Origin of the sequence: Paenibacillus sp. CFBP 13594 (assembly GCF_014842675.1) — a bacterium.
Classification (GTDB): Bacteria; Bacillota; Bacilli; order Paenibacillales; family Paenibacillaceae; genus Paenibacillus; species Paenibacillus amylolyticus_B.
This window is the reverse complement of record NZ_JACYVQ010000004.1, coordinates 445,654-458,557: the sequence shown is the minus strand read 5'-3', so window position 1 is coordinate 458,557 and position 12,904 is coordinate 445,654. Positions and strand designations below refer to the sequence as shown.

Below are 12,904 nucleotides of genomic sequence, written 5' to 3'. Positions count from 1 at the left end.
AGGGGGAGTTCACATGAAAGCTGTACATTTTGGTGCGGGCAATATAGGCCGCGGTTTTATCGGTCATATGTTGTCCGCTTCCGACTACGAAGTCTGCTTTGTCGCACGTAACCCGAAGAAAATCTCCATGCTTCAAGAGAGACAGGAATATCCGATTACACTTGCCAATAACGATCAGGACACTACGATTGTCAACAACGTGACGGCGATCAATGTGAGTGAGCAGAATCTGGTTGCGGAAGAGATCGCTTCAGCCGATCTGATCACAACCGCGGTGGGGGTATCTGCACTCGGAGATATCGCCGAACCGATCGCCAAAGGCATTCAACTTCGCATGAAAAACAATAATCAGGCTCCACTGCATATTATCGCTTGCGAGAATGCCATCGGTGGTAGCACCAGGCTGAAGAAACGCATCTATCCATTTCTGGATGAACAAACTCGCAAAAAAGCCGAACGTTATATTTCTTTCCCCAATGCAGCTGTGGACCGGATTGTTCCGGCTCAAAACCACAAAGACCCGCTGCAGGTCACTGTTGAACCTTTTTACGAATGGGTCGTTCATCGTCCAGCACTTCTGGATGGATTCAAGAAAATAAACGGCGTCCACTATGTGGATTCGCTTGAACCTTATATCGAGCGTAAAATGTTTACGGTCAATACAGGTCACTGTGTCGCTGCATACTTCGGCTATCTCGAAGGATTCAAGACGATCCGCCAGGTGATGAGTAACTCCACCCTTCGGGCCAAGGTACGCCATGTTATGGAAGAGACGGGTCAGATGCTTATCCAGAAGCATGGATTCAACGCACAGAAGCATAACAAATATATCGACACCATACTGGAACGCTTCGCCAATCCCAACCTGACGGATCAGGTCACCCGGGTCGGACGTTCCCCCCTTCGCAAGCTTTCGCCTCATGATCGGCTTGTTCGCCCAGCGCTGCAGGCCATTGAATTCGGAATTGAAATTCCTCATTTAACTTCTGCTATGGCGGCCGCAATGTTGTTCAATGACAAGCGCGACGAGGAAGCCATGAAGCTACAACACATGATTCGCGAAGATGGCGTCTCCGCCTTCATCCGTGAACGCATGGGAATTCCCGACGAACATCCCGTTCATCAGAATGTAATCGCCCGTTATCAAGAACTCAGAGGGCGCAAGGAATCAACTATACTAACCTGAGTAACGGATCAGGGCATGGGGTCGATCCTGCAAACTGAATAAAAGCACGGCCAAGAAGCCGGGAGGAACCTATGCAGCCGCATCGCTCCTTCCGGCTCTTTGTCTATGCACGGCGTGGCATGGCACGGTACATTCTATCTACATTGTAGTAACGTTAATAAAACAGCGTATCTCCTCTCTCAAGGAAATACGCTGTTTAGGGAATCTTTTTTTAAATTTACTACATCGTTTGGCTCAGCCTTGAGCCTCATCCCTTTTCTACTCATTCATGATGGAATTAAGGGATGCATATGCCATGGGCAGGAAACCTTCCGAAGGTTCACCAATAGGTGCTTGGATGTGGAAAATGTAACCATTCCCGTCCAGTTCTTTGACAATAAAGTACTCTGTTTTCTTATCATTCTGGGACATCATGTACAATTTTGCATCCTTCATCGGCCCATTACTGAGTTGTTCAGCCGTCAATTGCTTCACTTCTCCGGTCTCGGACAACTCTTCCTTGGCATCCATCTTCAGCGCATCCAGATTGTAATTCACCGGCAACTTCTCAATCTCTACCTCATAATCGGGATCAATCTTCATTGTTAATTCATGGTCTTCGGCGTCAAAAGCCATCGGTTCAAACACATAAAGTGAATAACCTTTCGCTTGTGCCAGTGTGACTGGACGTTTCTCGGTCATTCCTTCTACCGTCACTTCCAACTCTGATGTCTTCGGACGATCGGAAGTTACTGTACCGCCTGTATTGGAACCGTTATTGTCATCACTCGATTCAATCTTTGCAATCTCTGTAAGTACCAACTGTTTTGTTGTTGCATCAATCGTTTTCTCTACATATTTGAAACGAACGGAATCTTCGTCATCGATATCATCCAGAGACTTCTGCAGATCTTCGCTCACCTGGAATGACATCGGCTTCTCATTCACTCGAATCTCAACGGTATGCGGATCAGCCCACCCAGTCAGAATACCTTCTGCTTCTATTGCAGCACTTTCATTCGGTTGTTGCTCCGGTGCTGGTGACTGTTCTTCCGTATTATTCACTGGCGGCTGTGCAGCAGGATTACTGTTCCCACAGGCCACAAGCGAGAATCCCATAAGTAAAACCAGGAGTGATGCACTGACTTTCATTGTATTTCCTTTTCGCATATGAACACCTCCGTTAGCTTATACGCAATGATGCTTGTCCATGTTGCTTCTCATCCATTGGCTTGGCTGTATACTAGTACTTACACGGGAGAAAGGCAGCTCAATCATGCAAAATGTCTGAACGATTTTTGTAGTCCTCTACCTAACTGGCCTGATCCATCTGTACCAGTTTGGCATTGGCTACGTTAAATGCTTTGGTCTGGAGGTTAAATTGCTTGCGGAATTCAGCAAGCTTCGCATATTCGCTATTTCGTAACCGAATGGCTCGCTTGATCTTAACCAGATTAGGTTCTGCACTTTCTCTCATCAGATCATACAACTGCTCATCGGCACTCAGACTCAGCTGATACGAGGCAATAAAATTTTCCAATGCACGCGCTCTTGCTTCATATTGATCCAGCACCTTCTCAGCCTGTGCCAACGTTTCTTCTCTTTCAAATGATAGTTCCTTAAGGGAACTGCGCAGGGCTACCGTCTTCTCGTTGGTCTGTTTCAGAGCCTCTTCCGCCTGTTTCAACAACGTTCTTCGTTCATCAATATGATCTGCCGCCTGATCCAGCAGTGCTTCGAGATCACTGTTTTTGTTCTTGCCTTTGTCTAAAATGGACTTGTATAACTTCATATCTTCCTGCTCATGACTGGTCAGATTGTTCAAACTCTGATCAATCTTCTGACCACTGAGCACCAATTGGTTTACCTGATTTGCCGCAGGCTCCTGCGGATCTCCACAACCACTCGCCAGCAAAACTAGCAATACACTAACTGCTGCAAGCGCCACTTTTTTACTCGTTAGCACCAAAGTCCTTCCTCTCTTGCATCATCTTGTTGTTCTCTTACAAGCGTGTATCTCCGCTAAAATTGGCTACCCAGTGTGCATCCGGATCGTATACTTCGAACTCGTAACCCCGATCTTCGAGTAACTTCAGAATACGTGGTAAAGCCTGAACCGTCTGCTCGCGCTCATGCATCAGAATCACTTCCTTATCCCGATGTACACTTTTGCTCACCCGGGCCACAATCTTGTCTGGGTGACCGGGAAGATTCCAATCGAGTGAATCTGTCGTCCAGTCCCACATTTTGAACCCGGCCGCAGCAATATCACCTCTGAACGTCTCACCGATCTGTGGACTGCTGCCATAAGGTGCACGAATCAGATGAGGTGTAAAACCAATCAGGTCTTGCACCATCTTCTGCTCTTTTTTGAACTCTTTCACAAAGTTTGCAGAACTGCCGCTCTTATACAGCTTTTTGTAGTTATGCGTCATGCTATGAAGTCCAGGATAACTGCCTTCCTTCAACAGCCGTTTCACTGCATCTGGATGCTGATTAAGCTGTCGTCCGATCATGAAAAAGGTAGCCTTCGCTTCGTGTTGCTTCAAAATATCCAGCAATTGTTCCGTATACTCCGTTGGGCCATCATCAAACGTTATGTATGCCAATTTGCGAACCTGGCCCTGGAACCGTACCGGCTCCTCCTTGGCATCCGGAGTAACTTGTATCATGCCCAGCTTGGCGGGCTGTTCGATTACAGTCATCGGAGGCGGCGCAACAATACTTTTGATCCAATGCGTCATGCCAAGGAATATATAAGTTACACCGGTAACGAACAATACCAGAAGCATTAGAGCTATGCTAATCCTTCCATACCGGATTTTTCTTCGTTTATGTGTTTTCTTGCGACTTGTGCTAGGCGGAATACTTCCACGTTCTCCCGCTCTCTCTTGCTGGACTCTCACTGCCATGCCACTTCCTTACTTTCATTTATTCCCGATTACTGGTATATTATCTCGTTTCATGTCTCTATATAGAAGATTAATAGAAAAATGGATCGGGAGAATGACAGAATAGTTACAAGCCCGGTTACAATCTACTTATCTCTTCGCTCTATATATCTTTCCTGCGGTTACCTTCTCCTGTATAATGAAGTGATTTACGCCATCAGACTTCAAGAAGGAGCTACACCCATGACAAGTTTGAACCGTGCCGGCAGATCCATCTATCTGTTATTCTTTGTCGGCATTATCGCGATTTCTTTCTCTTCGATCTTTGTACGCTGGTCTACCGCAGATGTTGCGGTCATTGCCATGTACCGTCTATTTCTGACCAATCTGTTGATGCTCCCTTTTGTCTGGAAATATAGACACGAGATGATGCGTCTGAATGCACGACAGTGGGGATTGCTGCTTGCATCCGGTGTGATGTTGGCCCTTCATTTCCTGCTCTGGATGGGTTCGCTGCGGCTCACCAGTGTTGCCAGTTCCACAGTTATTCTCGCGCTGGAGCCTATACTGATTCTTGCCGGTTCGGTATGGCTGTTCAAAGCCAAAATTAACCGCATGATGATCATTGGCATGGGCATCGCCCTGTTTGGATCAATCGTCATTGGTGCAGGAGATTTCCAGTTGGCAGGTACTGCTCTGCAAGGTGATGTCCTGTCTTTACTTGGCACAATCGCAGTCGCTGTCCATATGCTGCTGGGTCAATTTTTGCGAGCGGGACTTAGTGCATTTTCGTATAACTTCTGGGTATTTTTTGTCGCTGCTTGTACGCTCGCGGTATATAATCTGATTATGGGCCACCCATTCGGGGGTTACGCTGCGTCAGAGTGGGGAATCTTCCTGCTGCTCGCCATTGTGCCAACGATCTTCGGACATTATCTCTTCAACTGGTTGCTTCAATATATGAATGCCACGACGGTATCCATGGGCGTACTTGGGGAACCCGTATTCTCTTCATTACTGGCCTGGATGCTGCTCGGCGAATCCCTCAGTGCATCACAGATGTCTGCCGGGGTCGTCATTATATTCGGGGTATGGATTTTCATTCGATACGGCAAAACCAAACCTCAGATTGCTTCAGCAGAAGCCTCTGTTGCTGGCAAAGGGCCTGTTGAACCTACCACGGTATAACCTATTCATTCGTAATGCATAGTTATAAACGACTCTACAACTCTCATAAGGCGGTGTATTTTGATGAAAAATATTGTATCCATGCGCTGGCTGCTCGCCAGAATGTATGAACCGGATGTAGTCATTGCAGATTGCCGTTTCTTGCTCGGTCAACCGGAGGCTGGAAGACAAGCCTATGAAGCTGGACATATTCCAGGAGCTGTCTATCTCGATTTGGAAAAAGACCTGTCTTCTCCTGTGTCTGCGCACGGAGGACGTCACCCGCTTCCTGATCCGGCTGTTCTCGCAAGTCGTCTCTCCAAAGCTGGCATCGGCTCCAATAGTCGTATTGTTGCTTATGACGATCAAGGCGGCATGAATGCATCTCGGCTATGGTGGCTGCTGCGCTACATCGGTCATGAACAGGTGTATATCATGGACGAAGGTTTCTCCGCTTGGCAAAATGCCAAGTTCCCGGTGACTCAGGATGTGCCTGTTCAGATCCCGTCTTCCTTTGAGGTGAACCTACAGCCGCAGATGCTGGCAAGTGTTGAGGATGTGCAACAAGCCTCTGCAAATGGCAGTGCCGTGTTAATTGACTCCCGCGATGCCCGCCGTTATGCGGGTCTGGAGGAACCGATCGATGCCAAGGCCGGACATATTCCAGGTGCGGTGAATTATTTTTGGAAAGATGTGTTGGATTGGGATGGACGTTGGACAGATACTGAGGTGTTAGAAGAACGTTTCAGTAAGCTGGACAAGGATGGTGCGATTATCGTGTACTGCGGCTCAGGTGTGTCGGCTTGCCCGAACGTGATTGCGCTGGAAGAAGCGGGATTCTCGAATGTGAAGCTGTATTCCGGGAGCTGGAGCGACTGGATCAGTTATGAGGAAAATCCGGTGGCTATAGGTGATACGGAAGCGGATAAAGACGTATAGCAGTGTATCGATGTTGAATACATCGCCAGGTGGCTTATCTTCCCCGGCGATGTATTTTTCTTTGTTTGGATTCATGATAATAGAAAAACCGTGATGGATATCTGTCCACCACGGTTGAATAATGAAATCTATTATTGCTTTTTACTTAAAGATACATTTGCTGTTAACGTCTTGTCGATCGTCGTCCAGTTGACATAAGCACCGAGTATTTCATTAATAACAGAAACTGGAATGACAGTTTCACCATTTAAAAGCTTTGGTACGTTACTATTGAATACTAGTTTATCGTTAATTGAATACACATCTGAACCAATTTGAGCACTTATATTTTTTGTACCTAATTTGATTTGTGTGGTACGCGTCTTATGATCCCATTTTACTGTACCGCCCAATAGCTCCGAAATGGTTCGAATCGGTACGTAGAACTCATCATTATGAACAACCGGTTTGATTGTCGTCCCCCCTACATTCATGGCAACATCAACATATTCAAGGAAATCAGTCTTTCTAATGAGTCCATGAACGCCTTTTGTTCGGTCCACGACCTGAGATACTTCGTAATCCGTTGCGGCCGATAGGTACGCATAAGCTACACTTTTATCCATATCAAGCTTATCGGATAAGAATTGAATCGATTCACGTACTGATTCTTTCATAGCTTCATCCAAATCAGGGTCCAGTCCAATCGGAATCCAATAATCCTCTGTTTCAGCAAAGGGTTGCGTGAATTCTCCACTGTGTGGCAGTGATGGATCACCTTTCTTTAACACCGTTAACCGAACTGTCCCCCTTAAGGAAGCTTCCAATGCAGTTAACGCCACTTCTCCATCTCCTTGAGCAAAGTGTGGATCTCCAGTATAGAATAGACCGCCTTTAACTTGAATCGGATAATAAATAGTTGCACCAACACCCAACTCATTAATATCCATATTCCCTCCTGTTTCAATAGGTGGAATCGAACTCACAACTTCACTGGTATTTGGTGCAACCCCCATAACACCTAGAAACGGGTTAATGGGGAAACGTACATTTTTGCCAGCTTTTGTTGGTAATACCCCATACCAGTTGCCGTTGATTTCTTCAATAGGCGTAAATATAGATACATTATTATATAATTCCGGTTTTGTTGCGCTAGCTCCCTCTTGTGGGCCTGTATTTTCTGGAAATTCGTTAGGAAGGGCACCTTTACCATGGCGGTTAGAAATGACACCATATGGAACTCGCGTTTGCAATGAAAGGACTTCTACTTTAAGAACATCACCCGGCTCTGCCCCCTCAACCGCTACTGGCCCAGTGATAATATGAGGTCCGTCTTTTACAAAATCATGCTTAATCTCAGAAGCTGCAATTGCCTTCGCATCATCCAACACGCCATCGGATGAGATACCAAATTTGCCGAAGTACTCGCCTGGATTTCTCCCTTGATCCTCCATCAGTCCCTCATGCGATACCGTGTCAAATGTTACAGCACTTCCTGATGGTACAGTAAGAATCGGAGAGCTGTCTCGATTAGGCAGTGATCCCCAGCGAATGTTCTCAATCGCAGACGTTACATAATAATCACCTTCAACCTTTGCAAGGGTTGTTGGTTGCAGTGGCATACTAAAGCCCACTGAAGGTAGAGCAAATGTAAACATACTTATAATCCCTACTGAAACCCCAAATTTCCTAATCGTTCGGTTAATAAACATAACGTCCCCCCTCTGTACTATGTAATATTACCTAACACAAATAAACACTAACATATAAATAAATTTACAACAATATTTTTTTGTTAAAAAACATAACATAATGTAGCTACTCTTTAAGAATTAACTTATAAAAATAAATGATATGTCATTATACTTACCATATGAAAGACAACTCACAAATGTGGAGTTGTATTCCGGAAGGTGGATTGACTGGATTAGTTATGAAGAAAATCCGGTGGCTACCGGGGAAGAGATAGATACGGAGCACAAGTCTACAGGATCTCAACAGCAAATACACCGCCATGCAGGCTGATGCCTGGGGCGGTGTATTTGTCGGGCCTCAGCGTCACCCGGGAATACGGGAGAGAGGCATCGTTGCACGGGAAGACTGATCCAACCAGATCCCTTCCCGCTTAATGAAACAAAATCTGTAAAAGAAAATGAGGAGAAGCATTCATGAGTCCATGAATCAGAATAATCACCCATATTTTACGATAGCGGGCCCACATATAACCAAGAAACAGACCCGTAACCCCATGATTTGCAATCACTGTTGCCACATCTATATCCCACTGACCATTTCCTTGAATGGCGATATGCCAAATGGACCATAGTATTGAAACTAGTAGTATGGCTGGCCATCTTCCAAGCAACGCCTCCAATCGGGTTTGCATCCATACTCGATAAAAAACTTCCTCCAATACGCTATTGATCACAAAACCAATCAACACCAAGAGAAGTAATTCTGTCGTATCGGTTCCTACAATTGCTCCTTCTGGTTGTGCAATTGGGGAATAGAACTTTAGATAACCCCACACCACAATAACGATTAGTGGTGCGATGACGTGTCTATGGGTGCGAGGCTTTGCAGAGATATTATCTTGCTGTCCGCCAGTCATTTTTCGATAAATCAGTAATAAAATCAATGGGATGAACAATAATGTCGTCAACTTGAACGTCAAATAATATAGCTGGAAATGTAATCCTTGCGGGTCTATCGTTATCAGAGAAACCGTAAATAAAACGCCTGACAGCAATAATACAATGGATTGAACGACCAAGTGCTTTTTCTCCATTTGCTTGAAATAAAAGAGATCTTGACTTTTATAAGGAATCATACGGATTAGAACAATGCCAAGGAATGCCGGCAACATACTATGCCATATTGGAATCACTTCCTCACGATCAGCCGTGTACCTTATATTCAAGTTTCCTGTCCACACTAACCACAATACAGCAGCAAATATCATGATCATGCATAATAAGCCGATTGCCTTTCCCCATGCTGGAAACATTACTTTGAATTGCTGATTCATTCCAATTCCCCTCCTTGAGTGCTATGTCGCCTTTGCTTCTTTTTTTAATTCAATTGAGTTAAATAAACTCTAGCACATCTCATCTTCATCGTCTATTTATTTCAGTTGAGTTAAATAATATGATATTCTGTGTGTATGCCAAAAATCGTGGACCATGAGAAGATGAAGAATATTATTGCTGAAGCAACTTGGAAAATCATTAGTGAGCAAGGCATTCATCATGCAACGTCAAGAACAATTGCGAAGGAAGCCGGATTATCACAAGGAGCCTTAAGACATTATTTTTCCAAACAAGAGAGCCTGCTAGCATTTGCAATGGAGTTAGTTAAAGAAAAGGTACTTACTCGGTTAAGGAATCTGAATGCAAAAGAACTGGCGCCTCAAGAAAGAATTGTTGAATACTTGCTCGAGCTAGTACCTACGGATGAACAAACATTATTGGAAATGGAGGTTTGGTTTGCATTTGTAACCTATGGAAAGACGCAAAAAGGGTTCGATGCCAATTATGAGGACCTGCAGAGTGCAATCAGGAACTGCATTATGTACTTAAAAAATGAAGGTCTTCTGCGCACTACCGATGAAGAGAAGGAACACGAAAAGCTGTATGCCTTTATGAATGGGATGGCTCTCAATTTGTATCTAGAGCCGCATAAGATAAATCGAACACGAAGCAAAGAAATGATACAAGACTATATCCATTGGATTATACGTTGAAGGAAAGCATGACACACAGATCGGGGAGTTAAGTTAGCGTGCCAAAGCGTAGCAGAATCCCATCTGCAGCAGGAGCGACTGAATAAGTTATGAGGAAAATCCGGTGGTTATCGGGGAAAAATAAAGATTAAGAACCCGCGTCTGACGCGGGCTTCTTTGTGCTTTCTATACATCCATATCCATGCATTTCAGGAGCTTACCTCTCCGACTTCTGTAACGTTTAGATTCAGCTTATGTTTTTCGCATACTTCGTAAAAATCTTTTGAAACAATGGGTTTGAAGATATTGATATAATCCAGCATAAAAAATTCATGCTCGCCAATTCGCTCTTTATGAAGGCAGATTCGAGATACAACTTTGACGTTCTTACGTGGAGGCTGTTCTACAGATGCAGCAATGACTGCTTTGCGCCCATATTCGGAACGTTCATAATCAAAAACATCCAAACGATCAAGGTGATGTGCAGTCCAATAGGTTTGATCAACCGAACGACCGTCATGGTAACATACCGTTGTCGGAATAAACTGTGTGTTTGTTTGCTTTTCCTCCAGCAGCTTTTTAAAACAATCTGATACGTGTCTTGTGCCTGTGATCGTCTCAAAATAATCTACATTCAGGTTGCGCACCGAGGACAGTAACTCAACCTCTGCGGTTGTCCCCTCTGGCAACCGATTCTCTACCGCCAGATAATTCACCTCTAATTGGGGAGTGAAAATCGTTCCACCACTAATAAACCCTCTACGTGGATATTGAGATTCCAGAAAATAATAGTTCAAAGAATGATGTCTCCTTTCCAATTGAAGTGCTTTTCATCCATTTTACATCTTTGCATGCAAAATAGGGGCCGGGTTACTCATGAACATGAGTGCCCCTGCCCCTTGCTTTAATATACATATGAATATACAGACCTTAAGCAACACTATAACAGATCGAAAAGAAACAGTCTATATTTTTGGGGAAATGTTCTATATATTTAGGTTGCTGGCCGGCAAAATACAGATGAAACGGAGCATAAATCAATGATTTCCAACAACCATCTTACTCGTGAAGAATTACAGGATTATCTGTACAATGTATTTGGTGCCGGTTACCACATAACGCAGAGCGCAAGAATTCATGGAGGCGCACAAAAAGTCATTTACAAAATTGATTGCACGAATGGTTTCACTTGTATGTTTTACGTTTGGGATATTTCCAGCAACTATTTTCAGGAAGAGATCTTGAATGACTCCACTTTCCACAGTTCCTATGGCAGCGAACTTTTCTCTTTGAATACTCGCTTTCTCGCTCAACATGGAATTCGAACACCAATCTTGTATGATCTAAATAACGATAGAGACCGGCACTCTTATGATTTTGCTCTTGTTGAGTATGTAGATGGACAAAAAGCCGAAGCCTATTTCCAGCATAAAAACCACAAAGATCGGGATGAGTTGTTTCAACGGATCAGGGATATGTTGTCTAATATGCATAACATCCAAAGAAACGTTTATGGAAACGCCAACAATAACAACAAAAAGGCTGGGCCTTGCTACCAAGTTCAGCGGTTAGATGCCGAAGCAGCCTTATCCTATGCATCCAAGCACATGACAGATATAAGGAATAATGACGAAAGGCTGCTTGAGAAACTTTACGAATTGGAAGCAGCCATTCAACCCAGAGATCTCTATAGTTTCATTCATGGAGAGTTAGGTCCGGATCATATATGGATAGATCATGCTATGCAACCATGCCTTATTGATATTGAGGGCGCAGGATTTTTCGATCTCGAACATGAGCATAGCTTTCTGGAGTTTCGATTTGGAGACTTTTATCAATACTTAAAAAATAATGATCTCGACCCGGAGCGGATGACATTTTATCGATTTTGCCATCATTTGTCCTTGATATCAGGAGGATTGAAACTGCTTCACAGACAATTCCCCGATCAGCAATTCGCAAGAGGCCTCGCGGAGTATCATGCCAGATGTGCAATTCAGATGCTTAGCCAAAAAGTTTAATTATCCCGCTTAATCAAACTGTGATAACACTATAAACATGAATATGGATAAGCCTGAAAGGAGGTTTGAACATGGAATTTATTTACGAAGATGAAAAACTTGCAGTGAGCTTTATTCAAGCCATTCACACTGGAGATATTCCATCGTTACAGCAACTGCTGGCAGAGAATCCCGGGTTGGCAAAGATAAGAATATTGGAAAGAAAGCCTGACAACGTAGATTCAGATTCCAGAATCTCTCGAACGCTGCTGCACGTGGTAACGGATTGGCCGGGGCACTTCCCTAATGGAGCGGATACCGTGCGAGTGTTGACCAAGTTCGGTGCGGAAGTGAACGCTCCTTTTGTCGGTCCAAACATCGAGACACCTTTGCATTGGGCTGCAAGCTCCAATGATGTTCAAGTGCTCGATGCCCTTCTTGATGCTGGCGCAGATATTGAAGCCCCTGGCGCAGTCATCGCCGGAGGCACACCGCTGGACGATGCTATTGCTTTCGCACAATGGAATGCAGCACGGCGCTTGGTTGAGCGCGGCGCGATCTTTGCCCTTTGGCATGCGGCCGCCCTAGGAGATATTCACGCCATACAAGAACACTTTAAAGGAGCTAAACTCCCAGAACGTTATCCTTGGGGAACAAGCACCTCCCCTTCTCCTCCCGATGCAGTAACCGTTGCTTTCTGGTGTGCTTGCCATGGAGGACAAAGAGAATCAGCCGAGTACCTACTTGACCAAGGTGCCGAATTGAATTGGATAGCCAGCTGGGATGGATTGACTCCACTGGACACAGCAAAACGTAATTTTTCAGCTGAACTGATCCCGTGGCTTGAAAGTCAAGGTGCCAAATCCGCTAGCGAGATTCACAGGTAGATGAATGGCTAGCATAGAATTGCCAATTGCCAGTGGCTGCGAATACAGTTATAAAGAGAATCCAGTGGCTACTGGGGATGTGTAGAAGACTCCAACAAATATACACAACGAAAAGTACATCACCACTTGAGCGATGTACTTTTCGTTGTGTGGTG

General features: G+C 44.6%; 12 protein-coding genes. 6 read left to right on the top strand and 6 right to left on the bottom strand.

Features of this window, described 5'->3' with window-relative positions:
• The first annotated feature begins 13 nt into the window (after window positions 1–13).
• Complete coding sequence (locus IFU39_RS15720; RefSeq protein WP_192133564.1) at window positions 14–1,186, top strand: mannitol-1-phosphate 5-dehydrogenase; 1,173 nt, start codon at window positions 14–16, stop codon at window positions 1,184–1,186.
• 258 nt (window positions 1,187–1,444) lie between these two features.
• On the opposite strand, the gene IFU39_RS15715 is transcribed toward IFU39_RS15720, so the two are convergent.
• The 3 genes from IFU39_RS15715 to IFU39_RS15705 form a co-directional block, all read right to left on the bottom strand.
• Complete coding sequence (locus IFU39_RS15715) at window positions 1,445–2,335, bottom strand: hypothetical protein (RefSeq protein ID WP_091013730.1); 891 nt, start codon at window positions 2,333–2,335, stop codon at window positions 1,445–1,447.
• Between the two features lie 142 nt (window positions 2,336–2,477).
• Complete coding sequence (locus IFU39_RS15710) at window positions 2,478–3,131, bottom strand: YkyA family protein (protein ID WP_192133562.1); 654 nt, start codon at window positions 3,129–3,131, stop codon at window positions 2,478–2,480.
• A gap of 37 nt (window positions 3,132–3,168) precedes the next feature.
• Entirely contained in the window at window positions 3,169–4,077 is a 909-nt protein-coding gene (locus IFU39_RS15705; protein WP_244660995.1) for a polysaccharide deacetylase family protein, read from the bottom strand.
• Window positions 4,078–4,299: 222 nt separating this feature from the next.
• Here IFU39_RS15705 and IFU39_RS15700 point away from each other — a divergent pair, with 222 nt between their 5' ends.
• Together IFU39_RS15700 and IFU39_RS15695 are read left to right on the top strand one after the other, a co-directional pair.
• Window positions 4,300–5,244, top strand: coding sequence for a DMT family transporter (locus IFU39_RS15700; RefSeq protein WP_192133560.1), 945 nt, complete (start codon window positions 4,300–4,302; stop codon window positions 5,242–5,244).
• A 63-nt stretch (window positions 5,245–5,307) separates the two neighbouring features.
• Window positions 5,308–6,162: a sulfurtransferase gene (locus IFU39_RS15695; protein ID WP_192133558.1), complete on the top strand. Its 855-nt coding sequence runs from the start codon at window positions 5,308–5,310 to the stop codon at window positions 6,160–6,162.
• 131 nt (window positions 6,163–6,293) lie between these two features.
• Here the strand turns inward: IFU39_RS15695 and IFU39_RS15690 are convergent, their stop codons facing one another.
• Both IFU39_RS15690 and IFU39_RS15685 read right to left on the bottom strand, forming a co-directional pair.
• Window positions 6,294–7,853, bottom strand: coding sequence for an acetamidase/formamidase family protein (locus tag IFU39_RS15690; RefSeq protein WP_091013701.1), 1,560 nt, complete (start codon window positions 7,851–7,853; stop codon window positions 6,294–6,296).
• 413 nt (window positions 7,854–8,266) lie between these two features.
• Window positions 8,267–9,169 carry a CPBP family intramembrane glutamic endopeptidase gene (locus tag IFU39_RS15685; protein ID WP_091013698.1) on the bottom strand — a complete coding sequence of 301 codons (903 nt, stop codon included), beginning with the start codon at window positions 9,167–9,169 and terminating at the stop codon, window positions 8,267–8,269.
• A 135-nt stretch (window positions 9,170–9,304) separates the two neighbouring features.
• Between IFU39_RS15685 and IFU39_RS15680 the strand changes: the two genes are divergently transcribed.
• Complete coding sequence (locus tag IFU39_RS15680; RefSeq protein ID WP_091013697.1) at window positions 9,305–9,883, top strand: TetR/AcrR family transcriptional regulator; 579 nt, start codon at window positions 9,305–9,307, stop codon at window positions 9,881–9,883.
• Window positions 9,884–10,071: 188 nt separating this feature from the next.
• Here the strand turns inward: IFU39_RS15680 and IFU39_RS15675 are convergent, their stop codons facing one another.
• Entirely contained in the window at window positions 10,072–10,659 is a 588-nt protein-coding gene (locus IFU39_RS15675) for an imm11 family protein (protein WP_091013695.1), read from the bottom strand.
• Window positions 10,660–10,902: 243 nt separating this feature from the next.
• On the opposite strand from IFU39_RS15675, the gene IFU39_RS15670 reads away from it, so the two are divergent.
• The gene (locus IFU39_RS15670; RefSeq protein WP_091013692.1) at window positions 10,903–11,883 is read left to right on the top strand and encodes a phosphotransferase; all 981 of its coding nucleotides are present in this window, start codon (window positions 10,903–10,905) and stop codon (window positions 11,881–11,883) included.
• A gap of 71 nt (window positions 11,884–11,954) precedes the next feature.
• Window positions 11,955–12,749, top strand: a complete 795-nt coding sequence (locus IFU39_RS15665) for an ankyrin repeat domain-containing protein (RefSeq protein ID WP_192133556.1) — start codon at window positions 11,955–11,957, stop codon at window positions 12,747–12,749.
• Window positions 12,750–12,904 lie beyond the last annotated feature (155 nt).